The sequence below is a fragment of the Microbacterium sp. SW12 genome (genome assembly GCF_055391095.1).
Window position 1 is genome coordinate 596,523 of record NZ_AP024335.1, and the last position, 23,613, is coordinate 620,135.

Genomic DNA, 23,613 nt, shown 5'->3' on the forward strand with positions numbered 1-23,613 from the left:
CCCGCCGTCAGGTTCCGGACGCACTGAGGCGCCACAATACACACAGCGCCGCCCGTGCGCCCCGGAGCCACCATGAACGAGACCGCACGAGCCGCCGCAGCCGCTTCCGCGTCGCATCGACCCGCCCCCTGGTGGGTATGGGCGCTGGCAGCTGTCGGCGCCGCCGGACTCGTGGCGTTTCTCGCGCTGGTCGGGGTCGTCGTGGTCCCGCCCGCCCTCGCGAATCTGCGGACTGAAGTTGCGAGCGCTCAGACCCCGATGGTCGTCGGATCAGAGGCGGCATCCGTGACAGTCGTGGTCCCAGACGGGTGGCTCATCACCCGGCAGGATGACGCGCATGCCACGATCGCGACTCCCGATCGCGGGATGATCGTCGCCGTCGAGCTGAGCGCTGACGAGCCCGCGGCAGCCGCTTCGGTAGCCGGTGTCGCGTCGCCGTTGGTTGAGACGCTCGCTTCGGGCCTGACCGTTGCGCACGGCATTCCGGTGGCTCCGGCAGATCAGGATCCTGCCACGGTTCCGGCTCTTGTTGCCGCCGTCGGACCTGTCGCGCAGGGGTCGATCGTGTTCGCCGTGTCCAGCGACGACCTCGACCGGTATAGACCAGCCCTGGCGAGCCTCCTCGAGGGAGTCAAACCTTGAGGGGCGGGCGGCGCCGGGTCATCCGCCCGGCCGCAGCGGCGGCCCTGATCGCGTGCGCGACAGTTGTGGTGGCGGGTTGCGCACCGGCAATCGATCCGAGCTGGACCCCGCCAGCGTGGCCGGCGACCACGCTGCAGGTCGTCGATGCGGAACCTCGGCCGCTCGACGCTCAGGCCGGCCAGCCGCTGGCCGCCACCGTGTCTCCCGAGCGCATCCGCCAGGACGGCGTCGGTATCCAGGCGCGCTACGCCTTGCTGCCGGGTGTCGAAGCGTTCAACGACGCCGTGCGTGGCTACGTCCGCACCGCGATCGGCGCGCGTCAGGACGCGACCGGCGCCACCTACGGTCCGCAAGCCGGCTCCGCCGGTGCCGGCCTTGCCGACCGGTCCTGTGTTCCGGGATCCACCGAGATCCCAGCCGCCGACCTGCTCGCCGACCCCGCCCTGGCCGGGCCTGTCGTCAGTGGCGGCTCTGCGACAGTCGTGTGCGATGTGGTGTGGGCGTCGGCGAGCATGTTCGGACAGCGCCTTCGGACCGTCCTCTCGGCCTCGGATGGACAGATCAGCGATAGCGTCGACACGTTCTTCGCCGACACGGCAACCGGTGAAGTGGCGACAGCGGCGCAGGTGTGGACGCCTGATGCAGCAACGACGCTGGCCGCTGACGTATTCGAAGGTCTCCGCCGCGCCGCCGGCTCCCTGTCGCTCGCGCCGCTCGCAGACCCCGCTGCCCTCGAACGGCTGGCAGCCTCCTTCGCGACCACGATGCCCGCGGCAGCCGGTGGAATGCAGTTCACGATTCCTGCCGGGTTCACCACCGATGCGCTCGCGGCTCTCGGCATCCCACCGACTGACGCGGCTCGCACGGTTCTCGTGCCCGCAGCTGCCGCCGAACCCCTCCTCACTGACTTCGGAAGGCGTCTTCTCGCCTCGGTCGGTCAGCCGTATTCCGGACCCAGCATCCAGAACCCAGGCGATGTGCCGGTCGACTGTTCGCTGACGCCGTGCGTTGCGCTCACCTACGACGATGGTCCCAGCGACCTCACCCCGAGCATGTTGGACGCGCTGGCGGCGCGTCGCGCCAGCGCCACGTTCTTCGCGATGGGGTCGAAGGCGCGAGCCTACGCCTCGACCCTGCAGCGGATGGTGGCTGAGGGACACCTCATCGGAAACCACAGCTGGAATCATCCGTCTCTTCCGAATCTCACCGACGCGCAGATCGCTGCACAGCTCGGCGACACGTCGGCTGCCCTGCAATCGGCATCCGGTCAGCCGATCACGATGTTCCGGCCGCCGTACGGCGAATACAACGCGCGGGTGCTTTCGATCGCGCGGATGCCGGCGATCCTCTGGGACGTCGACACGGAGGACTGGAAGGGAATCGACGACGACGTGCTGATTCAGCGTGCAGTGAATCAGCCTCGACCCGGGTCGATCGTGCTGCAGCACGACATCCACGGCAACACCGCGCGCACTGTCGGAGCCGTCTGCGACGGACTCCTCGATCGAGGTTTCACGATGGCCACCATCACCGAACTGTTCCGCGGCTCGGTCCCGAACTCGGGAGCGTGGCGCAGCGCCCGGTGAGTCGACCGGTGAGTGGCCCGGGGATGGGTAAGGTCGAAGCCGCATGAACCGGGTCATCGTCTTCCTCCTCGCCGCCTTCGACGCGCTCGTCACCGTCGCCGCAGGACTCGTCGTCGTACTCGCGCCGGCGACGCTGCTGTGGGTCGTCGAGTTCGGGGGCCTTGCCCCGTGGAGCGCACTCTGGCCCACCGCCGCGAGCGTCTGGCAACTCGGGCACGTCGTCCCGCTGGAGATCACGCTCCCCGCCGACTACCTGGCAACTGCCGGCATCGATCCCGATGCGGCATCCTTCGTGCTGTCGCTCGCTCCGCTGGCCTTCGCGGGATTCACCGCCATCTCCGCAGCGCGCTCGGGTCGCCGCGCCTCGCGCTCGGGTGCGGCATTCACCGGTGCCCTCGCGGGAACCGCGGTCTTCGCAGCTGCGGCCGCCGGGATCGCCCTGACGGCCGGAAACGCCGTCGCGCACGCATCGCTTACCGAAGCGATCCTCTTTCCGGCCCTGGTCTTCGGCATCCCGGCGCTCCTCGGCGCTCTGGTCGGGGAGTGGCAGGATGCTGACCGCGGCGTCATCGCGGGGCTGCGGGAGCGCGTCGAGGACCTGCCCGAGGACTGGGCTCTCGTTCCGACGGTCATCGCCCGCGCGGGATCCATCGCGGCAGTCGGCCTGGTGGGCGTCGCGGCCCTCACCACCGCCGTTGCGATCTTCGCTCGGGGCTCCGAGATCGTCGGTCTCTACGAGGCCGCCAATGTCGACGTTCTCGGTGCCGTAGTCCTTACGCTCGGCCAGCTTCTGTACCTTCCCACCCTGATCGCGTGGGCTCTAGCGTTCGTTGCCGGACCCGGTGTCTCCCTCGGGGTGGGTTCGACGGTCGCGGCATCCGGAACCACGACCGGCGTCCTGCCCGGACTGCCGCTGATGGGCGCACTCCCCGAATCCACGTCCCCCTGGCTACTTCTGCTCGCTCTTCTGCCCGTCGGCGTTGGATCCTTCGCCGGGTGGGTTGCCCGGTCCTTCTTCGCCGCGGATGCCGAGCGCGTTTCAGCCCGCATCGTCACCGCGCTGGGGGTTGCGGTCGCCGCTGCAGGTTCAGCGGCGCTGCTGGCCGTTCTTGCCTCCGGCTCGCTCGGGCCGGGGGCGCTCGCGCAGCTAGGGCCGGAGCCCGGTCCTGTTGCGCTGGCCATCGGTATCGAGGTCGGGGTCGGCGCCGGCATCCTGCTGCTCTCACCGCGACGTCGAGCCCGTGACGACGGTGCCACCGAGGCCGTGCCCACGGCGCTGCTGGAGCCCTCGGTAGACTGAGTCGGTGCTCACCGTCGCCGTTCTCATCTCTGGCGCCGGATCCAACCTTCGGGCGCTGCTCGAGGCGGCGAATGAGCCCGACTATCCGGCGCGCATCGTTGTCGTCGGCGCCGACCGCGAAGCAGACGGCCTCGCCCATGCCGAAGCATTCGGCATTCCCTGGTTCTTCGTTCCCTACGCCGAGTATCCGGATCGGGAGGCCTGGGGTGAGGCGCTTCGCGACCAACTCGCGGTCTGGCAGCCCGACCTGATCGTTCTCAGCGGGCTGATGCGGTTGCTCCCCGCATCGGTACTCGAACCTTGGGCGCCGCGTATCATCAACACCCACCCCGCGTACCTTCCGGAGTTCCCCGGCGCCCACGGCGTGCGGGACGCGATCGCCGCCGGTGCCACCCAGACCGGCGCGAGTGTCATCGTCGTAGACGCGGGGGTCGATACCGGACCGATCCTCGCGCAGGAGCGCATCGCAGTGCTTCCTGGCGATGACGAAGAGAGCCTTCATGAGAGGATCAAGCCGGTCGAACGCCGACTCCTCATCGACGTGGTCAGGCGCATCGCGACCGGCGACCTCGATCTCTCCTCTCCCTGACTATTGCCTGACCAGCGCCGCGACGACGCAGCAACCGCGGCCGATGACCACCCGACAGATTCCGAACCACAGCTTCCGGCCCCGAGCCTCACAGCCCAGGGCCTCGACAGCTCAGAGCCCCGACAGCAAGGAGACCTGATGGCAGGCCCCAGTCACGACCCGTCCGTGTACCGCGACCGCGACGTCGTGCCAGTCCGGCGCGCGCTGGTGTCGGTGAGCGACAAGACCGATCTCTTGAGCCTCGCCGAGGCTCTTGCTGAGGCCGGCGTCGAGATCGTCTCCACCGGGTCGACGGCCGCGACGATCCGGGATGCCGGCTTTGCGGTGACCGACGTCGCCGCTGTCACCGGGTTCCCCGAGTCGCTGGACGGGAGGGTCAAGACCCTACATCCTGCCGTGCACGCCGGCCTCCTTGCCGACCTTCGCCTTGCACACCACGAGAACCAGCTCGCCGATCTCGGCATCCAGCCCTTCGAACTGGTCGTGGTGAACCTGTACCCGTTCGTTGAGACCGTCGCCTCCGGCGCGCAGGGCGACGATGTCGTCGAACAGATCGACATCGGCGGTCCCGCCATGGTCCGGGCGTCTGCGAAGAACTACGCGAACGTCGCGATCGTGGTCTCGCCCGAGTCCTACGGGTCGGTGATCGAAGCCATCCGCGCGGGCGGCACATCCCTCGCTCAGCGCCGCGAGCTTGCCGCGCGCGCCTTCGCGCACACCGCAGAGTACGACCGGGCAGTTGCAACCTGGTTCGCCGACGAGACGCTGGGTGAGGATGTGGACCTGCCCGCGCACCTCACGATTCGAGCCGAGCGACTGTCGACCCTGCGTTATGGCGAGAACATGCACCAGCGCGCCGCGATCTACACGCGCACCGGCGGACACGGCATTGCGCAGGCTACCCAGTTGCAGGGCAAGGAGATGTCCTACAACAACTACGTCGATGCTGACGCCGCCCTGCGCGCTGCCTTCGACCTGGTCAAGCCCGCCGTAGCGATCATCAAGCACGCGAACCCGTGCGGTATTGCGGTGTCGGCGCCGAACGCGCTGGACCCGATTGCCAGCGCGCACCTGCGCGCCCACGCCTGCGACCCGGTCTCGGCGTTCGGAGGCGTGATCGCCGCCAACCGCAAGGTGACCCTGAAGATGGCCGAGAACCTGCGCGACATCTTCACCGAGGTGATCGTCGCCCCGGACTTTGAGCCTGAGGCGCTCGAGGTTTTCCGCCTCAAGAACAACCTGCGCGTGCTGAAGCTGCCCGACGACTGGAAGCAGGAGCCGATGGACGTGCGGCTCATCTCGGGGGGCTCCTTCTGCAGGATGCCGACCGCTTCCCCGACGGCATCGAGTCAGTCGCCACCGATTGGGAGCTCGTCTCCGGTGAGCGGCCTGAGGCCGACGCGATGACCAACCTCATCTTCGCGTGGAAGACCTGCCGTGCCGTGAAGTCCAACGCGATCGTCCTCGCGAAGGACTCGGCGACTGTCGGTATCGGCATGGGCCAGGTGAACCGCGTCGACTCGTGTCGCTTGGCCGTCGAGCGCGCCGGGGATCGCGTGCAGGGTGCCGTTGCGGCATCCGACGCATTCTTCCCGTTTGCCGACGGACCGCAGGTGCTCATCGATGCCGGCGTGTCGGCTATCGTGCAGCCGGGAGGGTCCGTTCGTGATGAGGAGGTCGTGAAGGCCGCGCGCGACGCGGGCGTCACGATGTTCTTCACGCGCGAGCGCCACTTCTTCCACTAAGTCGCGCCGCGCGAGCGGACCGATTGCAGGATCAGCGTCGGGCCAGTCGATGGCCACGCGGGCTGTCGAGCGAATCATCCTGCGATCGGTCCCGCGTGGTCCCCGGCGACAGGCTCTCGCTCAGGGACGCCCGTAGGCCTCCAGCCAGCGCAACCAGACCTCGCTGAGCGTCGGGTACGACGGGACCGCGTGCCAGAGCCTGCTCAGCGGCACTTCTCCGACGATGGCGATCGTGGCCGAGTGCAGCAGCTCCGCGACATCCGGGCCCACGAAGGTCGCCCCGACCAGCACTTCGCGCTCTCGGTCGACGACAGCGCGGGCCTGGCCGCGGTAGTCATCCGAAGCCGTGGACGCTCCCGCGATCCACGAGAGGTCGTAGTCCAGCACCCGGATGTTGATCCCCGCCGCTTCCGCGCGCTCTGCAGTCAGCCCGACCGAGGCCACCTCGGGGTCGGTGAAGGTGACCTGCGGCACGTGGTCGTGATCGGCTGTTGCGACGTGGGCGCCCCATCGAGACGTGTCGACATGGGAACCGCGGGCGCGGGCGGCGATCACGTCCCCCGCGGCGCGCGCCTGGTATTTGCCCTGGTGGGTGAGGAGCGCGCGGTGATTGACGTCGCCGACCGCATACAACCAGTCGGTATCGCGCACCAGCATCGTGTCGTCGACATCGAGCCACGCGCCAGGCTTCAGATCGACGGACTCGAGACCGAGGTCTGCGGTACGCGGCACCCTTCCGGTGGCGACGAGCACCTCATCCGCTGTGACCGACGAGCCATCCGAGAGCACGAGAGTGCGACCCTTCGCGTCGCGGGATGCCGAGACGACATCGACCCCCGTACGGACCTGGGCTCCCTGCGCGGTCAGCGCCTCGGCCACCATCTCACCCGCGAACGGCTCCATACCGCCCAGCAGCCCGGATCGCGCGATGAGGGTCACCGCCGTGCCGAAACTCGCATACGCGGTTGCCATCTCGCACCCGACGACCCCGCCACCGATGATGGCGAGCGACGCGGGCGCGGACCGTGCGCTTGTCGCTTCGCGGCTCGTCCACGGTTCGATCTCTCGGAGCCCGGGAGTGTTCGGCAGCAGAGCCGCCGAGCCGGTGCAGACGGCAACGGCGTGTGTGGCGATGAGGTCGACGACCTCGCCGCCGGGACGGGTGACCTCGACCCGCTTGCGGCCCGCGATACGGGCATGTCCCCGCACCAGATCGATTCCCGCGCTCTCGAGCCACTCGACCTGCGAGGAGTCATTCCAGTCGTGCGTCATCCGGGTGCGGCGCGCCAAGGCTGCAGCGACATCAACGTTGCCGGTGACGGCCTGCTTTGCGCCGTCGACTGCTCGGGCAGCCCGCAGTACCGATCCCGCGCGCAGCAGCGCCTTCGAGGGCATACACGCCCAGTACGAGCACTCGCCACCGACGAGTTCGCTCTCCACGATGACGACCCGCAGGCCGCCCTGCACTGCCCGGTCGGCGACGTTCTCGCCAACCGGCCCTGCCCCGATCACAACAAGGTCATATTCGCGCGCGCCCATATGCCACGGTAACCCGCGTGCCCCGCGGCTGTCTCCCGCTGCAGTGTCTGATTTCCGCCAGTGCGCGGGGGAGGGGCGTGGCAGTCTTGACCCGTGCTCTCCATGACCTTCGACGAACGGTACGCCGCGATCCAGTCGCGCGACGCCCGGTTCGACGGTCAATTCGTGACCGCCGTCAGCTCAACAGGCATATATTGCCGACCCAGCTGCCCGGCCAGAACGCCGAAGCCGGCGAACGTGACCTTCTATCCGACCAGCGCCGCCGCCCACGAAGCGGGGTACCGCGCGTGCAAGCGGTGCCTGCCCGAGGCGGCTCCCGGCTCCCCGGATTGGGACGTGCGCGGCGACGTTGCCGCGCGGGCGATGCGCCTCATCGCCGACGGGGTCATCGAGCGCGAGGGTGTTCCCGGGCTCGCTCGTCGCCTGGGCTACTCGCCGAGGCACCTCACGAGGCTGCTGACGGCAGAGCTCGGCGCCGGCCCACTCGCGCTCAGTCGTGCGCAGCGCGCACACACGGCACGGATGCTGCTCGTGGGCACTGCGATGCCGGCATCCGACATCGCGTTCGCGTCGGGGTTCGCGAGTGTGAGGCAGTTCAACGACACGATCCGTGAGGTCTTCGGCCTCACCCCGCGCGAGGTGCGCGCCCGGCGCACGGGGTCCGCAGCACCCGGCGGCACGATCGATCTGGCGCTGCCGGTGCGAGGTCCGTTCGATGCTGCGGGGCTGCTCGCCTGGATGAGCGCGCGGGCGTTGCCCGGTGTCGAGGTGGCAGGAGAGGCATCCTTCGCTCGGACGGTGCTGCTGGCCGCGGGTCCCGCCTGGTTCGAGGTGAGAACGGATGCCGGCGGCCTTCGCCTGCGCGCGACAGTGACGGCCCTATCTGATCTCGCGACCCTCGTTGCTCGCGTTCGTCGCATCTTCGACCTGGATGCCGATCCGCTCGCGATCGACTCCGCACTGTCGCGGCATCCCGAACTCGAGCCGCGGGTCCGGGCGATTCCCGGCATCCGGGTTCCGGGCGCTGCGGACCCCCAAGAGATGCTCATCCGCGCGATGGTGGGCCAGCAGATCAGTGTCGCCGCTGCTCGCACTGCCCTGACTGCGCTCGCCGACGCTCTCGGCGAGGAAGTGTCGGGGCTCGACGGGCTGACACGACTGTTCCCGACGATGACGGCGATCGCCGAGCGCGGCGCAGAGGTGCTGCGCGGGCCGGGAGCGCGTATTCGATCGATCGTCGGCGCCGCGGCGGCCCTGGCCGACGGCAGCCTGACCCTCACGATCGCCGACGACGGAATCGATCAGCGACGCGCCCTCCTCGCGCTACCCGGTGTCGGCCCCTGGACTGCCGACTACGTCAGGATGCGGGTGCTCGGCGACCCTGATGTGTTCCTCCCCGGGGATGTCGCGGTGCGCTCCGGTGCCCAGGCTCTCGGTATCCCCGCGGACGGGCTCGAGGCGTGGGCTGCGACAGCCGCGCCCTGGCGCAGCTACCTGAGCGCGCACCTGTGGCGGGCCGTTCCCGCCCGCCCCATCCGAGCATCGGCGCCACGCACCCACCCGACCGCCCCGCCGCCACCTGACCCCGCCGTACTGCCCGCGCTCGCCGAGGAGATCCCGACATGACCGATCCCGCCATGACCGATACCGCCGTTCTCGAGTTCGTCGACACCCCCGACGGCCCGCTCGCGATCCTCGCCGCCGATGACGGCGCGGTGCTGTCCGCGGGCTGGACCGACTCCCCGGAACGCATCGTCGAGCGCCTCCGTCCGCGTAATCGGCCAGCGCAGGTGCGACCGGGCACGACGGATGCCGCAGCCGCCGTGCGCGCGTACTACGCCGGTGACCTCGCCGCGATCGATGACGTGCCCGTCCGCCAGTTCGGCACACCCGGCCAGCTGGCCGGGTGGGCGGCGCTTCGCCGGATCACGCCCGGCGCGCCGCTGTCGTACGCGACATTCGCGGCGGTCCTGGGTCATCCGAACGCGGTGCGGGCGGCGGCATCCGTCTGTGCTCGCAACGCCCCAGCGCTCTTCGTGCCCTGCCATCGGGTCCTGCGCGCCGACGGCAGCCTCGGGGGTTCGCGTGGGGGCTCGAGGTCAAGCGGTCTCTTCTGGACCGAGAGAATCCGTCCTTGCTTTCAGCCGACTCTCAGGCTTAGTCTGGAGGGCTGCCGCGTCGTGCGGCGCCGTACCCCGAGGAGGATGCCATGTATCAGGTCGCACTCATCGCGAGCACTGCCATCCTCGCCGCCGTGACACCCCTGCGTCACCGCGGCCCCGCTTCGACGCACTAGCGTCCCGCGCCGGCACAGCCTCGGCATATCTCCGTCGCCGGCTGCGTTGTCACCAGGCATCGCACGCCTCGCACCCGCGCTCCGCTGACCCGGGGCCGCTCTCCCGCCCGCACAACCTGCGGGTTCGCTTCGCCCTCCCACAAGGATCATGACCGTCACGCCTCCCCACCCCCAGAATCCCCCGTCGACGCTGCGCGCGCTCGCCCGGCTGCTGCCCTTCGCTCGGCCGGTGCTGCCTCGGCTGGTCCTCGGCGCGGCAAGCGCGATGCTCGCCTCGGTGCTGGCGCTCATGTTCCCGCTCGTGCTCGAGGTGATCGTCGGCGGCCCGATCGCCTCGGGCGACCCCGGCCAGATCGCGTGGGGCGCGGCGGCGATCCTGGCGCTCGGCCTTGCCGAAGCGGCGATGGTCTGGGCGCGCCGGTGGTTCGTGCTCGCACCGTCGACGAGGGTGGAATTCGAGCTGCGGACGACGTTCTATCGCCGACTGCAGCGCCTGCCCGTTGCCTTCCACGACCGCTGGCAGTCCGGTCAGCTGCTCTCGCGGATGATGCAAGACATCAGCATCATCCGACGCTGGCTCGCGTTCGGTCTCGTGTTGCTGGTGGTTAACGTCCTCACGATCATCGTCGGCGCGGTCTTGCTGTTCCAGTGGCACTGGTTGCTCGGCGTGATCTTCCTGGTCACCTCCGCGCCCCTCTGGTATGCCGGATACCGCTTCGAGAAGCGATATGGAACTCTCGCCCGCCAGTCGCAGGACCAGGCCGGAGACCTTGCCACCTCCGTCGAAGAGAGCGTGCACGGCATCCGCGTGCTCAAGGCCTTCGGGCGGGGATCCCACGCCCTGCAGAAGTTCGCCCGACAGGCCGAGACCCTGCGCGAGACCGAGATTCACAAGGCGCGCGCTGTCGGGCTGATCTGGTTCTGGCTGATCCTGCTTCCCGACATCGCGTTCGCTCTCGCCCTCGGCGCCGGTATCGCGCTCATTCAGATGGGCCAGCTGAACGCCGCTGAACTCATCGCATTCTTCGCGATGGCCACGGTGCTGCGCTGGCCGATGGAGTCGATCGGGTTCCTCTTCTCGTTCCTGCTGGATGCCCGCACAGCCACTGACCGCATCTTCGAGGTGTTCGACGAGGTCGACACCATCACCGACCCCGAGCGGCCGACGACCATCGCAGCCCCGCGCGGTGAGCTGGCGTTCGAGGGCGTGCACTTCCGGTATCAGGACGCGCCGGAAAGCCAGCGCGACCTGCTCGACGGGGTTGATCTCGTGCTGCGCCCCGGCGAGACGATGGCCCTCGTCGGGCTCACCGGATCGGGAAAGACGACCCTCACGACCCTTCCCACCCGGCTCTATGACGTGACCGGCGGCCGCGTGACGCTCGATGGGGTCGACATCCGTGACCTGACTCTCGCTGAGCTGCGCACCCACATCGGCATGGCGTTCGAGGACGCGACGCTCTTCTCGCAGACCGTGCGCGAGAACGTGCTGCTGGGCCGCGAGGATCTCGTCCCCGGATCCTCGGAGGCCGAAGCGGCGCTGCGCGAAGCGCTCGCGGTTGCGCAGGCGAGCTTCGTCGACGATCTTCCCGACGGTGTCGACACCGTCATCGGCGAAGAGGGACTCAGTCTGTCGGGCGGTCAGCGCCAGCGTCTGGCGCTCGCGCGCGCGGTCGCGGCAAAGCCCGCCGTGCTCGTGCTCGATGATCCGCTGTCGGCCCTCGACGTTGACACCGAGGCTCTCGTGGAGGATGCCCTGCGGCGGGTCCTCGCCAACACGACGGCACTGGTCATCGCGCATCGACCGTCGACGGTGACGCTCGCCGACCGCGTCGCTCTGCTCGAGGACGGCAAGGTGACGGCGGTGGGGAAGCACTCGGACCTGCTCCGCGAGAGCGAGCACTACCGGTACGTCATCTCGAGCCTGGAAGACGAACAAGCCCGCATGCGAGAAAGGGAGGTGACACTGTGAGCGCCACTGTCGTGGGAACTGCCGGCGAAGACCGGTCGGACTACACGCGGGACGAGAGCCGCGCCATCCGTCGCCGCTCGCTGCGCCTGCTCGGGTCGCTGATCTCGCCGCTGCGGTGGCAGGTTGTCCTCGCCGGTGTCGTGCTGGTCGTATCGACGGCCCTGCAGGTAGCGGGCCCCGCGCTGATCGCGTTCGGCATCGACACCGCGCTTCCGCTCGTTCTGGCGCCGCAGACGAACTGGATGCCGACGATCGGGGTCGTCGCTGTCTACCTCGTAGCCGGGGTGGGCGGTGCGAGTCTCGTGGGCTGGTACGCGGTCGTGGCGGCGCGGCTGACGCAAGCCGTGATGCTCGATCTTCGCAAGCGCATCTTCCTGCACACGCAGAAGCTCAGCCTCGAGTTCCACGAGTCCTACACCTCGGGCCGCATCATCTCGCGGCAGACCAGCGACCTGGAATCCATCCGGGAGCTTCTCGACGGTGGGCTCAACCAACTCGTCTCGGGGCTGCTGTACGGCGGGTTCACGCTGATCGCGCTGCTGCTGCTGGACTGGCAGTCCGGAGTCATCCTCGCCGTCATGGGAGTTCCGCTGTTCCTGCTGATGCGTTGGTTCTACCGCCGCTCGCAGGCTGTCTACCGTGAGTCACGCGTTATCAGCGCGAAGCTCATCGTGAAGTTCGTCGAGACCATGACCGGCATCCGTGCCGTCAAGGCGTTCCGCAAGGAGCCGCGCAACGACGATGAGTTCGGAGACGTCGCCGAGGACTACCGGGACGTCAACATGCGCTCGATCCGACTGTTCGGCACCTTCGAGCCGGGGCTCATGGCCGTTGCGTCGGTCTCGATCGCGCTGGTCGTGCTCTGGGGCGGACTACGCGTCGTTGACGGGGCGCTCGAGATCGGCATCCTGCTGGCAAGCGTCCTGTACGTGCGGAACTTCTTCGCACCTCTGCAGGAGGTCGCGATGTTCCTGAACTCGTACCAGGCTGCCACCGCGGCGCTCGAGAAGGTCTCGGGGGTGCTGGAGGAGGAGCCGACGGTTCCCGACCCAACGGATGCCGTCGACCTGTGGACCGCGCGCGGACACGTCGCTTTCGAGGACGTCACCTTCGGGTACGCGGATGACCGCGTCATCCTGCCGCACTTCTCGCTCGACATCCCCGCAGGGCAGACCATTGCCCTGGTGGGGACGACGGGAGCCGGCAAGTCGACGCTCGCGAAGCTCGTCTCACGCTTCTACGATCCGACCCGCGGCGCCGTGACCCTCGACGGCGTCGACCTGCGGCGCCTGCACCCGAAGGACCTTCGGCGCGCGATCGTCATGGTCACGCAGGAGGCTTACCTGTTCAGCGGCACGGTCGCAGACAACATCGCGCTCGGGAAGCCCGATGCCACGCTCGACGAGATCGAGGCTGCGGCGAAGGCTGTGGGTGCTGACGCCTTTATCCGCGCCCTGCCCGACGGGTACGACACCGACGTCAACAAGCGCGGCGGCCGGGTCTCGGCGGGGCAGCGTCAGCTGATCTCGTTCGCGCGTGCGTTCCTGGCAAACCCCGCGGTTTTGATCCTCGACGAAGCGACGGCGTCACTCGACATCCCGTCAGAGCGCGCGATTCAGGATGCCCTGCAGACCCTGCTGGCAGACCGGACGGCGATCATCATCGCGCACCGCCTGTCTACGGTGGCCATCGCGGACCGGGTGCTGGTCATGGAGCACGGGCGGATCATCGAGGACGACACCCCCGAGACACTGATCGCGGGCACGGGCAAGTTCGCCCAGCTCCATGCGGCGTGGCGGGAGTCGCTCGTCTGACGGCAGCGACGCCGGGCCTGACCACCCGGGAGGAGATGTCCGTTCGGGAGGGGATGGATGCCGCGCCCGGCCCTCCCGAGCGGCCAGCCCCTCCGAAGCGAACCTGCGGCCGTCGAAAAAGGCGACGGGGCCTCGGTGGGGGAGGGGAATCCGAGGCCCCGCCGCCAGCCGACAAGCCCCTCGGGCGGGGGCTGAAAACTACGGGTGGGACTCGCCGGATCAGAGCCGGATCTCGGCGACGATCTCACCGTACTCGGTTTCGCCCACCGGTGTGAAGCCAACGCGCTCGAAGAATGCCTGCGGCCCCTCTTCGCCCGCCCCATAGATGACGTTCACGTGATCGACGCCGTGCTTTCGCGCTTCTGCGAGCAGGCTTTCGACAGCGAATCGACCGATCCCGCGACCCTGGTCGTCGGCGTCCACGTTGATCCGCCACAGCACCGACCGGAAGTACTCCGACACACTGTCGCCGTCGAAATTCGCGCTGATGAACCCGACCACGTCGTCGCCGTCGAGCACGACCCGCTGCCACATGGTCTGTGGATCGACATCCCCGGCCGCCACCTCGTAGCTTTCGGGGGCGAGAAACTCAGCCTGCCCGGGCTTGAGCGACATATTGTTGACAGCTTCCACCGTGGCGGCGGACAGTTCAGCAAGTCGCAGTTCGGCCATGTCACACAGGCTAGCCGGGATGCCGCGGTTCAGCATCCCGGGGCACCCTTTTCGGGGGAATTTATCTTGATATCGAGATAGTTAGGCCGGTGCGGTAGGCTCGTGCGCGGCCCCGAGCGGAAAGATCAGGCGAGTGAGCGAATCCACGATCATCTACACGTACACAGACGAAGCCCCGGCTCTGGCCACAGCTTCCTTCCTTCCCATCGTGCAGGCGATCACGCATCAGGCTGGTGTGGATGTCGAGACGCGCGATATCTCTCTCGCAGGCCGCATCCTCGCCGCTTTCCCCCAGCAGCTCACGCCCGAACAGGCGGTCGGTGACGCCCTCGCCGAGCTCGGCGGGCTCGCAACGCTTCCCGAGGCCAACATCATCAAGCTGCCGAACATCTCGGCATCCATTCCGCAGCTGAAGGCTGCCATCGCCGAACTACAGTCGCAGGGCTACGACATCCCCGACTACCCGGACGAGCCACAGACGATCGAGCAGAAGGATGTCCGGGCGCGGTACGACCGCATCAAGGGGTCGGCAGTCAACCCCGTCCTGCGCGAGGGAAACAGCGACCGCCGAGCGCCGCTGTCGGTCAAGAACTACGCGCGCAAGCACCCGCACCGCAACAAGCCTTTCCCCGAGGGCTCGAAGACCCGGGTCGCGACTATGGGTCACGACGACTTCAAGAGCAACGAAAAGTCGTGGGTCGCCGCTCATGACGATGTCCTCTCCATCCGCCACGTCGGCACCGACGGTGCGGTGACAGTGCTCAAGGAAGGGCTGAAGGTCCTTCCGCGCGAGATCATCGATGCGACCTTCCTGTCGGCATCCGCCCTCGACGCGTTCCTCGCCGAGACGCTGGCCGAGGCGTCTGCGGCTGACGTGCTGTACTCGGTGCACCTGAAGGCCACGATGATGAAGGTCAGCGACCCGATCATCTTCGGCCACGTCGTGAAGACCTACTTCGCGGATGTCTTCGAGCGCTACGGCGACAAGCTCGCGGCAGCGGGTCTGACACCGAACAACGGACTCGGGTCGATCCTCGCGGGTCTGCCGTCGGTCGAGGGCGGCGACGAGATCGCTGCGGCGATCGACGCCGACCTGGAGCGCGGCCCCCGGCTCTCGTACGTCAACTCCGACAAGGGCATTACGAACCTGCACGTTCCCTCGGACGTCATCGTCGATGCATCCATGCCTGCCCTGGTCCGCAACGGCGGCAAGCTCTGGGGAGTCGACGGCGGTGAGGATGACACGCTCGCCGTGATCCCGGACTCCTCCTACGCCGGCGTCTACCAGGCCGTGATCGATGACGTCATCGCGAACGGCCCGCTCGACCCCACGACCATCGGCACGGTTCCCAACGTCGGCCTCATGGCCCAGGCCGCCGAAGAGTACGGCAGCCACGACAAGACGTTCGAGATCGCCGCACCGGGCGTGGTTCAGGTGCTGGACTCGTCGGGTGAGGTTCTGCTCGAGCACGAGGTCGGCGCGGGCGACATCTGGCGCGCGACGCAGACCAAGCACATCGCGGTCATGGATTGGGTCAAGCTCGCCGTCACCCGTGCCCGCGCGACCGGTGTTCCTGCCGTGTTCTGGCTCGACGTGAACCGCTCGCACGACGCCCAGCTGATCGCCAAGGTGCACCAGGGGCTCGCGCTGCTCGATACCAAGGGCGTGCAGATCAGCATCCTCTCGCCCGAGGAAGCGACCCGGTACACCCTCGCGCGCATGCGCCACGGCCTGGACACGATCTCGGTCACCGGCAACGTGCTGCGCGATTACCTCACCGACCTGTTCCCGATCCTCGAGGTTGGCACGAGCGCCAAGATGCTCTCGATCGTGCCGCTGCTTGCCGGCGGTGGGCTGTTCGAGACGGGTGCGGGTGGTTCTGCCCCGAAGCACGTGCAGCAGCTGCTGAGCGAGAACTACCTGCGCTGGGATTCGCTCGGCGAGTTCTTCGCGCTCGCGGCATCCCTCGAGCACCTCGCCGACACGACCGGCAACGCGCGGGCCAAGATCCTCGCCGACACACTGGATGCCGCCACGGGCACCTTCCTCGAGAACGACAAGTCTCCGGGTCGTGCGCTGGGCACCATCGACAACCGCGGCAGCCACTTCTACCTCGCCCTCTACTGGGTGCAGGAGCTGGCCAAGCAGACAGACGATGCCGAACTTGCGGCGATCTTCGCGCCGGTTGCCGAGAAGCTCACTGCTGAGGAGGCGACGATCGTCGCGGAGCTCAACGGAGCGCAGGGGTCGCCGGTCGAGATCGGTGGCTACTACCGCCCGAACGGCGAACTGGTCAACGAGGTCATGCGACCGTCAGCGACCTTCAACGCCGTCATCGACGCGCTGCGCTGAGCCGGACTCCATCTCGACCCGGGCCGCTTCCGCTCTCGCGGGGTGGCCCGAGTCGTTTCCGGTATCCGTCGCGGCATCCGCGCTCGCGACCGAAGCACTTCTTCGGGTGCGTCGCACGCATTCCTCGCAGGCATCCGCCGCGTCTGGCAGGCTTCGGTCTCACAGATTTCGGTCGCGCTGTTTTGCGGGGCGAGGTGCATCACACCCGCATCAGGGCGCGACCGAACGAAAGGGTTTGGACGCGATGGGGCTGGGAGCTAGGCGCGGGCTGACCAGGTCAGGGGTGCGAGCGGGTGATCGGCGGGCAGGTCGATGAGGGCCTCGACGCCGTCGATGCCGATCCCGGCGGGCTCCACGAGCCGCGCATCCGGTCGCCCATTCACCAGCGCCCGCGTGAACTCCTCGCGCAGCGCCTCGGAACGGAAGACCCCGCCGATCGCGCACACCGCCGGTTCGGCGTCGACGCGACGCAGCGCCGTGAGCGCGCTCTCTGCCAGCAGGTCCCCGGCACGGCGCAGGATGTCGAGAGCCACCGCATCCCCGTCCGCGCCTGCCCGTGCGACCTCGGCCGCGAAGGACGCGACGATGCTCACCCGGGCGGGGTCTGCCTGCAGATCGATGTAGGCCTGCTCGAGATCTGGCCAACGCCCGCGGACGGCATCCGTGAGCGCCGTCGCTGTGCCTCGACCATCGTGGTCGCGCATCGCGGCGACCAGCGCTTCGCGTCCGAGCCAAAAGCCGCTGCCGGCGTCTCCCATGAGGTAGCCCCAGCCGTCGACGCGCGCGGCGCCGCCGGGGCCGACACCGAGAGTCACGACCCCCGTTCCCGCCGCGACGACGGCACCGTGCGCGGTGCCGCGGGCGCCGAGGTAGGAGGTCGTCGCATCATGCGCGACGACGGCGTGTGCGGCCCCGGCGCTGCGCACCAGCGCCGCGACAGCAGCCGGAGTCGTTTCGCCGTCGGTAAGGCCCGAAACTCCCGCCGCGAGGTGACGGATGTCGAGGTCGAACTCGTCCGCGATCTGTCGCGCCGCCAGACCGATCTGCGGGAGCACCGGCTGGTCGGTGCGAACGCCCGGCAGCAGAGCCTCACCGACCGAGGCATCCGTGCGCACGCGCACCTTCATGCCAGTCTGGCCGGCGTCGATCGCGACGACGGCAGGTATCCGAGCGCTCACTGGATCCCCAGCTCCGCGAGGAACGCGACCTGCTGGTTCCACTGGAGAGCGCCGCCTCCTTCGTGATCGTTGAACTCGTAGGCGACGATCCGCTTGGAGGGCCCGGCGTAGTTGTTGAACGCGGCATACACGGTCGAGGGCGGGCAGGTGAAGTCCATGAGCGCGACCGAGAAGAGCCCCGGAGCGGTAGCGCGGCGCGCCATCGAGACGCCATCGAAGTAGCTGAGCGTCCTGAAGGTGTGCTCCCGGGCGTCCCGGTGCACGCTGAGGTACCGCACGAGTTCCTGGTAGGGGTCGCGGTCGGTCAGCCCGACGGCCCGGGAGAAGTGGCAGAGGAACGGCACGTCGGGCATGACGGCGACGAGTCCTTCCGACAGTGCGCCGGCAGCGAGGGCGATACCACCACCTTGGCTGCCGCCGGTGACGGCAACGCGATCCGCGTCGATCTGGGGAAGCATGCGGATGGCGTCAACCGCACGGACGGCATCCGTGAAAACCCGGCGGTAGTAGTAGTCGGCCGGGTCATCTATTCCGCGGGTCATGTATCCGTTGGTTGCGGCGCCGGTGCCGTGCGGGTCGGGAGTCTCGCCGCCAGTGCCCCACGTCGAGCCCTGGCCGCGCGTGTCCATGATCAGGTGCGCGTAGCCGGCCGCCGACCACGCAAGCCGCTCGGAGGGGAGGCCCCGTCCGCCGCCGTATCCGATGTACTCGACCACCGCGGGAAGCGGGGCGGTTGCGCCGGCGGGTACCAGCAGCCAGGCCTTGATCGGGTCGCCGCCGAAACCCGCGAACGACACATCGAACACGTCGACCGACCGCAGCGCCGAGTCGACAGGAGTCAGTCGCGGCTCCCAGCCCGCGACGCGGGATTCCTCGAGCGTGATGGCCCAGAAGGCGTCGAAGTCTGTGGGTTCGTTGATCTGCGGGACATAGGCCTCGAGCTCAGCGGCGGAGAGGTCGAAGTAGGGCACGCTGCTTCCTTTCCGGGCGGTGCACAAGCGCCCTTGGCATGTTACGGCTCCTGCCCGGTCGACGATGGATCCGACCTGCGCACGGCGACGATGTGACACCGCATTCATCCGGTCGCCGCGCCCCAAGCGCATGTAACGGTTTTGTAAACTGTCCGTCCAAATTCGGTCACGCCCTTGCAGTTCTTTTGTTCGTAAGGTCTACTAACAAACATGACTGCATCGGAAGTGCAGCGCGGCTCTTCCACGGGACCCGCGCACACCCTCATGGCTCGTGGCGCCCAGCCCACGGCGTCCACGGATGCCGCAGCTGTCGCTTCGGACACGGTGCAGCGCCGCAGTCTTCGCCGGGCAAAGGTGCTGCCCGAGCACGCCCGTGCCCACAATCGCTCCCTCGTTCTCCAGACGCTCTTCCATGACGGCGCCATGAGTCGGGCTGACCTTTCCCGGGAGACGGGGCTGACACGCGTCACAATCTCCGACCTCGTCGCCGAGCTCATCGGTGACGGCCTGGTTGCCGAGCTCGGCGTTCGCGAAGCGTCGGGTCCGGGCAAGCCCGCGATGGTTGTCGACCTCGATCGTGCGGGCCACCGAATCCTCGGCATGGATCTCTCCGGCCCCGACACGTTCCTCGGCGCGATCCTCACCCTCGACGGCGATATCGTCGCCCGCCACGAGATTGCGGCACCGCGCGGGGCAGAAGATGCCCGGGATGCGGTGATCGAGCTGGCACGGCACCTGGTCGCCGATGCCCACGCCCCGGTCCTCGGAATCGGTGTCGGCTCTCCCGGCGTCGTCGACAACGACGGTGTCGTGCTCAGCGCTCCCGGCCTCGGCTGGACGCAGCTGCCGCTGCGCAGCATCCTCGAGGATGCCCTCGGGCTGCCGGTGCTCGTGGCAAACGACGCGAACGCCGCCGTTCTAGCCGAATACACCTTCGGTGGTGCGCGCGACGACGTCGTGCTCGTGAAGGTCGGGCGCGGCGTCGGGTCGGGACTGGTATCGGCCGGTCAGCCCATGCGCGGTGCGCACTTCGCGGCGGGCGAGATCGGACACGTCACCGTGGGCACCGACGGCGGCCCACAGTGCGCGTGCGGCAAAGTCGGATGCCTCGAGGCGTGGCTGTCGGTGCCCGCCTTGACGGCTCGCATGGCGGATGCCGAGACTCCCGCGGACCGTGAGCAGCAGCTGCGCGACGCCGGTGAACGCCTGGGCATCGCGCTCGCGCCCATCGTCGGTGCGCTCGATGTCTCCGAGATCGTGCTCTCGGGTCCCGATGAACTTCTCGCCGGTCCTCTCGCAGAGGCAACGGTCGAGACGATCCGCACTCGCACGCTAGCCCGGTTCCATGACGGCGTGCGCGTTCGGATGACGGCGCAAGGCCAGGACATCGTTCTGCGCGGAGCTGCCGTCATGGTCCTGTCAGGCCAGCTCGGGGTGTCGTAACCGCCGCCCCAACCATTCCCCCACCGGATAGGTCGCCCGACCTCTTCCGAACACCAGAGAAACACGAAGGAAGACACCATGAAGAAGACGCTCGGAGCCGTCGCCCTCGCGGGCGCCTCGGCGCTCGTGCTGGCCGGCTGTGCCGGCGGTGCCCCCGCGGAGCCCGAAACGGGCGACATCACGGTGTGGCTCGTCGGCGCCGACACGCCCCAGACCGCTCGTGACTACCTAAAGCAGACCTTCGAGTCCGAGAACGAGGGCTGGACGCTCACGATCGAAGAGAAGACGTGGGCTGACGTGTCGGACACGTACACCGCCGCACTGTCGTCGAACGACTCTCCGGATGTCGTCGAGGTTGGCAACACGCAGGCACTGGGCTTCGCGGATGCCGGCCTGTTCCTGGACATCTCCGACATTCAGGACCAGCTCGGCGGTTCGGACCTGCTGCCCGGACTCGTCGAGGCTGGCACGTACGAGGGATCGCTCTACGCCGCGCCCTACTACGCGGGCGGCCGGATCGTCTTCTACAGCCCGATGATGGTCGACGAGGTCCCCGCGACCCTCGATGAGTACGTTGCCGAGGGCGTCGCGATGACCACCGACACGGTCTCGGGCATCTACGCACCCGGCAAGGACTGGTACAACGCGCTTCCCTATATCTGGGCCTTCGGCGGCGAGATCGCCGTTCAGGACGGCGACACGTGGGACGCACAGTTCTCGAGCCCCGAGAGCCTCGAGGGTCTCAACCTCCTGCAGACGGTGTATCAGGACGCCACTGTCGCGCCGGCCGACGGCAACGAGCTGATGGCAAACATTGCCTTCTGCAACGGCGAGGCCGGGTTCATTTCAAGCCCCGCATGGGCCGCCGGAAACCTGACGGGTGCGTGGCCGTGGGCCGATGAGGACGCCGGGCAGAACTCCGAAGGGTGCCCCGACACCTATGCAGCCGACCTCGGCGCGTTCGCGCTGCCGGGCCTCGAAGCCGGCGAGACCGCCCCGATCTTCGCGGGCGGATCCAACGTAGCCGTCGCCACGAAGAGCGCCGCGCCGACGAAGGCAAAGGCAGCCCTCGAGATCATGCTCTCCGAGGACTACCAGAAGCTTCTCGCTGAGCAGGGCCTCACGCCCGGAATCATCTCGGCCGCCTCCGCTCTGCCGGACACCCCGATCGCCCAGGCCCAGGCTGCGGCTCTTGCCAACTCGAAGGGGACGCCGGCTAGCCCGAACTGGGCCGAGGTCGAGGCTGCCCAGATCATCCCTGACGCTCTGGTGCGCATCGCTCAGGGCGAGGACGTCGAGGCTGTAGCCACCGCGCTCGACGAGCAGATCGAGGCCATCCTCAACCAGTGATCGACGGATGCCGCCGCGCGGGCCTCCCCGCGCGGCGGCACCCCGACCACGTGCCCGATGGCTCCGTCCGATGCATGAGTTTCCCGGTCGTGCACCGAACCGAGTGATCGGACCATCCGTCCGTGATGATCGACGCATGCCGTCGTTCGTCGTACCCGCCATCCGCCGCAGAAAGGAGGGATCGCCGTGACCACCACTCTCGCCGCATCGACGGCTTCCGATTCGCCGCCTCCGCCGAACCTGATCGCCGACCGCGTCAAGCGCAGGAACCGCCGCGAGGCCCGGAACGCCTGGGGCCTGCTGACGCCGGCCCTGATCGTCATCGGGGTGATGACCGTCTACCCCGCGGTCCTGATGGTCGTGCAATCCTTCACTGACTACACCGTCAAGAACAAGGTTCAGGGCACCTGGCCGACCTTCGTCGGGTTTGAGAACTACGTCGACCTGTTCACGAAGTCCGACTTCCCGGCCGTGCTCATGCGCAGCCTCGGGATCATGATCGTGCTCACGGTGCTGAACCTCAGTCTCGGCATCCTCGTCGCGGTCCTCATGGTGCGGCTGAGCCGCGCATGGCGGATCGTCGTGTCGATCGGTCTGCTGGTCGCGTGGGCGATGCCACCCCTCACGGCGACAGTCGTGTGGGGATGGATCTTCGACACCGAGTACGGCCTGGTCAACTCCATGCTCAACACCCTCACCGGCACCGAGAACTGGACAAACCACTCGTGGCTGCTGAACCCCTGGTCGTTCTTCATGGTTCTCACGATCATCATCGTGTGGCAGTCGGTGCCGTTCGTGGCGTTCACCACCTACGCCGCCCTCGGTCAGGTTCCGGATGAGGTGCTCGAGGCGGCATCGCTGGACGGCGCGACCGGCTGGTCACGGTTCCGGCTCATCGTCTTCCCCTACCTGCGCAGCGTTCTCACCGTTGTGCTCGTGCTGCAGATCATCTGGAACCTCCGGATCTTCACGCAGGTGTATGCGCTGCAAAGCCGCGGGGGACTGGCCTCCGAGACGAACGTGCTCGGCACCTACCTGTTCCGGCAGGGGGTCGGTGAGTTCGGCGCCACCGCGGCGATCGGTGTCGTGATGGTCATCCTGCTGCTTGTCCTCTCGTGGGGATACGTACGCACGACGCTCAAGGAGGAGGAGCTGTGAGTACTCAGGTCACCCCCGCCACCCAACTCGGCACTATCGGCATCGACGACGAGCCCCGCGGCCGTCCTCGCGGTACGCGTTCCCCGCGGCTCGAGGGAGCGCGCCGACCGAGCCCGCGCAAGGTCGTGACGCGTACCCTGCTGAACATCGCGGCAGCTGTCGTGTTCGTGATGTCGGTGTTCCCCGTCTACTGGATGGTGAACATGTCGTTCACCCCGACGAACGAGATCATCAGCCGCGACCCGAGCTTCGTGCCACTGGACTTCACCCTCGAGAACTACATCACGGCGTGGACACGGGAGGCTGCCCCCGGCCAGACCGACTTCCCGCACGCGCTGGGCACCACCGTGACCGTCACCGTCGGCGTCCTCATCGTCACGCTGCTGTTCGCGTTCCTCGCCTCGGTGGCTGTTGCACGCTTCCGCTTCGGCGGCAAGCGCGGTTTCATCGTCGCGGTACTCGTCGTGCAGATGATCCCCGGCGAAGCAATGATGTTCACGATCTACGGGATGATCGACGACTGGCACCTCATGAACACGCTGCTGGGGCTCGGAATCGTGTACACCGCCGCCGTGATCCCCTTCACGATTTGGACCCTGCGCGGGTTCGTCGCGGGAGTTCCCGCCGACCTCGAAGAGGCAGCCATGATCGACGGCTGCACCAAGTCTCAGGCCTTTTGGAAGGTCACGTTCCCGCTGCTCGCGCCGGGCCTCGTGGCCACCGGGATCTTCGCGTTCATCCAGTCGTGGAACGAGTTCACGATGGCTCTGCTCATGATGAAGGGCTACAACCTCACGCTGATGCCGTGGCTCAATGCCTTCCAGTCCTCGTCGGTGGGCGGCGCCGTGAACTGGGGAGCGGTGATGGCCGGGTCCACCCTGATCGCTCTGCCGGTGGTCATCTTCTTCCTCATCGTTCAGGGCCGAATGACCGGTGGACTTGTCGCCGGAGCGGTAAAGGGCTGATGAGAATGTGCACCACCCACCGCCTCTCGATCGGGGGCGG

16 protein-coding genes and 2 pseudogenes are annotated in these 23,613 nt (G+C 68.1%); 14 read left to right on the forward strand and 4 right to left on the reverse strand.

The window, feature by feature from the left end; all coding sequences use genetic code 11:
• Positions 1 to 72: 72 nt before the first annotated feature.
• The 5 genes and pseudogenes from MICSW_RS03005 to purH all read left to right on the forward strand — a co-directional run bounded on the left by MICSW_RS03005 (position 73) and on the right by purH (position 5,862).
• Entirely contained in the window at positions 73 to 642 is a 570-nt protein-coding gene (locus MICSW_RS03005) for a hypothetical protein (RefSeq protein ID WP_228179131.1), read from the forward strand.
• Positions 639 to 2,228, forward strand: coding sequence for a polysaccharide deacetylase family protein (locus tag MICSW_RS03010; protein WP_464496717.1), 1,590 nt, complete (start codon positions 639 to 641; stop codon positions 2,226 to 2,228). Before MICSW_RS03005 ends, MICSW_RS03010 begins: the two co-directional genes overlap by 4 nt.
• A gap of 43 nt (positions 2,229 to 2,271) precedes the next feature.
• Complete coding sequence (locus MICSW_RS03015; protein WP_228179133.1) at positions 2,272 to 3,528, forward strand: cell division protein PerM; 1,257 nt, start codon at positions 2,272 to 2,274, stop codon at positions 3,526 to 3,528.
• A 4-nt stretch (positions 3,529 to 3,532) separates the two neighbouring features.
• The gene (purN, locus tag MICSW_RS03020) at positions 3,533 to 4,117 is read left to right on the forward strand and encodes a phosphoribosylglycinamide formyltransferase (RefSeq protein ID WP_292726831.1); all 585 of its coding nucleotides are present in this window, start codon (positions 3,533 to 3,535) and stop codon (positions 4,115 to 4,117) included.
• A 138-nt stretch (positions 4,118 to 4,255) separates the two neighbouring features.
• Positions 4,256 to 5,862 (forward strand): annotated as a pseudogene (gene purH, locus MICSW_RS03025) (bifunctional phosphoribosylaminoimidazolecarboxamide formyltransferase/IMP cyclohydrolase).
• 120 nt (positions 5,863 to 5,982) lie between these two features.
• Here purH and MICSW_RS03030 read toward each other — a convergent pair.
• A complete protein-coding gene (locus tag MICSW_RS03030) occupies positions 5,983 to 7,401 on the reverse strand; it encodes a dihydrolipoyl dehydrogenase family protein (protein ID WP_464496718.1) in 1,419 nt (472 codons plus the stop codon).
• Positions 7,402 to 7,503: 102 nt separating this feature from the next.
• On the opposite strand from MICSW_RS03030, the gene MICSW_RS03035 reads away from it, so the two are divergent.
• The 4 genes and pseudogenes from MICSW_RS03035 (at position 7,504) to MICSW_RS03050 (ending at position 13,483) form a co-directional block, all read left to right on the forward strand.
• Entirely contained in the window at positions 7,504 to 9,027 is a 1,524-nt protein-coding gene (locus MICSW_RS03035) for an AlkA N-terminal domain-containing protein (protein WP_464498490.1), read from the forward strand.
• Positions 9,028 to 9,038: 11 nt separating this feature from the next.
• Positions 9,039 to 9,562 (forward strand): annotated as a pseudogene (locus MICSW_RS03040) (methylated-DNA--[protein]-cysteine S-methyltransferase).
• 283 nt (positions 9,563 to 9,845) lie between these two features.
• The gene (locus MICSW_RS03045) at positions 9,846 to 11,669 is read left to right on the forward strand and encodes an ABC transporter ATP-binding protein (protein WP_464496719.1); all 1,824 of its coding nucleotides are present in this window, start codon (positions 9,846 to 9,848) and stop codon (positions 11,667 to 11,669) included.
• Positions 11,666 to 13,483: an ABC transporter ATP-binding protein gene (locus MICSW_RS03050; protein WP_348681193.1), complete on the forward strand. Its 1,818-nt coding sequence runs from the start codon at positions 11,666 to 11,668 to the stop codon at positions 13,481 to 13,483. The genes MICSW_RS03045 and MICSW_RS03050 overlap by 4 nt, the downstream gene beginning before the upstream one ends.
• 219 nt (positions 13,484 to 13,702) lie before the next feature.
• On the opposite strand, the gene MICSW_RS03055 is transcribed toward MICSW_RS03050, so the two are convergent.
• Entirely contained in the window at positions 13,703 to 14,155 is a 453-nt protein-coding gene (locus tag MICSW_RS03055) for a GNAT family N-acetyltransferase (protein WP_228179139.1), read from the reverse strand.
• A 133-nt stretch (positions 14,156 to 14,288) separates the two neighbouring features.
• On the opposite strand from MICSW_RS03055, the gene MICSW_RS03060 reads away from it, so the two are divergent.
• The gene (locus tag MICSW_RS03060) at positions 14,289 to 16,508 is read left to right on the forward strand and encodes an NADP-dependent isocitrate dehydrogenase (RefSeq protein WP_464496720.1); all 2,220 of its coding nucleotides are present in this window, start codon (positions 14,289 to 14,291) and stop codon (positions 16,506 to 16,508) included.
• Between the two features lie 257 nt (positions 16,509 to 16,765).
• Here the strand turns inward: MICSW_RS03060 and MICSW_RS03065 are convergent, their stop codons facing one another.
• Together MICSW_RS03065 and MICSW_RS03070 are read right to left on the reverse strand one after the other, a co-directional pair.
• Entirely contained in the window at positions 16,766 to 17,686 is a 921-nt protein-coding gene (locus MICSW_RS03065; RefSeq protein WP_464496721.1) for an N-acetylglucosamine kinase, read from the reverse strand.
• Positions 17,683 to 18,657 carry an acetylxylan esterase gene (locus MICSW_RS03070; protein WP_464496722.1) on the reverse strand — a complete coding sequence of 325 codons (975 nt, stop codon included), beginning with the start codon at positions 18,655 to 18,657 and terminating at the stop codon, positions 17,683 to 17,685. Before MICSW_RS03070 ends, MICSW_RS03065 begins: the two co-directional genes overlap by 4 nt.
• Before the next feature lie 210 nt (positions 18,658 to 18,867).
• Between MICSW_RS03070 and MICSW_RS03075 the strand changes: the two genes are divergently transcribed.
• From MICSW_RS03075 to MICSW_RS03090, 4 genes are all read left to right on the forward strand, one after another.
• Positions 18,868 to 20,100: an ROK family transcriptional regulator gene (locus tag MICSW_RS03075; protein WP_292729248.1), complete on the forward strand. Its 1,233-nt coding sequence runs from the start codon at positions 18,868 to 18,870 to the stop codon at positions 20,098 to 20,100.
• 78 nt (positions 20,101 to 20,178) lie between these two features.
• A complete protein-coding gene (locus MICSW_RS03080; protein WP_292729245.1) occupies positions 20,179 to 21,450 on the forward strand; it encodes an extracellular solute-binding protein in 1,272 nt (423 codons plus the stop codon).
• A 186-nt stretch (positions 21,451 to 21,636) separates the two neighbouring features.
• Positions 21,637 to 22,608, forward strand: coding sequence for a carbohydrate ABC transporter permease (locus tag MICSW_RS03085; RefSeq protein WP_292732845.1), 972 nt, complete (start codon positions 21,637 to 21,639; stop codon positions 22,606 to 22,608).
• A gap of 170 nt (positions 22,609 to 22,778) precedes the next feature.
• Positions 22,779 to 23,573 carry a carbohydrate ABC transporter permease gene (locus tag MICSW_RS03090; protein WP_375237132.1) on the forward strand — a complete coding sequence of 265 codons (795 nt, stop codon included), beginning with the start codon at positions 22,779 to 22,781 and terminating at the stop codon, positions 23,571 to 23,573.
• The last annotated feature ends 40 nt before the right edge of the window (positions 23,574 to 23,613 follow it).

Excerpts from the sequence above, each read along its gene's own strand:
- MICSW_RS03005 (WP_228179131.1), top strand. The coding sequence starts at position 73 with ATGAACGAGACCGCACGAGCCGCCGCAGCCGCTTCCGCGTCGCATCGA.
- MICSW_RS03015 (WP_228179133.1), top strand. The coding sequence starts at position 2,272 with ATGAACCGGGTCATCGTCTTCCTCCTCGCCGCCTTCGACGCGCTCGTC.
- MICSW_RS03030 (WP_464496718.1), bottom strand. The coding sequence starts at position 7,401 with ATGGGCGCGCGCGAATATGACCTTGTTGTGATCGGGGCAGGGCCGGTT.
- MICSW_RS03035 (WP_464498490.1), top strand. The coding sequence starts at position 7,504 with ATGACCTTCGACGAACGGTACGCCGCGATCCAGTCGCGCGACGCCCGG.
- MICSW_RS03045 (WP_464496719.1), top strand. The coding sequence starts at position 9,846 with ATGACCGTCACGCCTCCCCACCCCCAGAATCCCCCGTCGACGCTGCGC.
- MICSW_RS03055 (WP_228179139.1), bottom strand. The coding sequence starts at position 14,155 with ATGGCCGAACTGCGACTTGCTGAACTGTCCGCCGCCACGGTGGAAGCT.
- MICSW_RS03075 (WP_292729248.1), top strand. The coding sequence starts at position 18,868 with ATGACTGCATCGGAAGTGCAGCGCGGCTCTTCCACGGGACCCGCGCAC.
- MICSW_RS03080 (WP_292729245.1), top strand. The coding sequence starts at position 20,179 with ATGAAGAAGACGCTCGGAGCCGTCGCCCTCGCGGGCGCCTCGGCGCTC.
- MICSW_RS03090 (WP_375237132.1), top strand. The coding sequence starts at position 22,779 with ATGTCGGTGTTCCCCGTCTACTGGATGGTGAACATGTCGTTCACCCCG.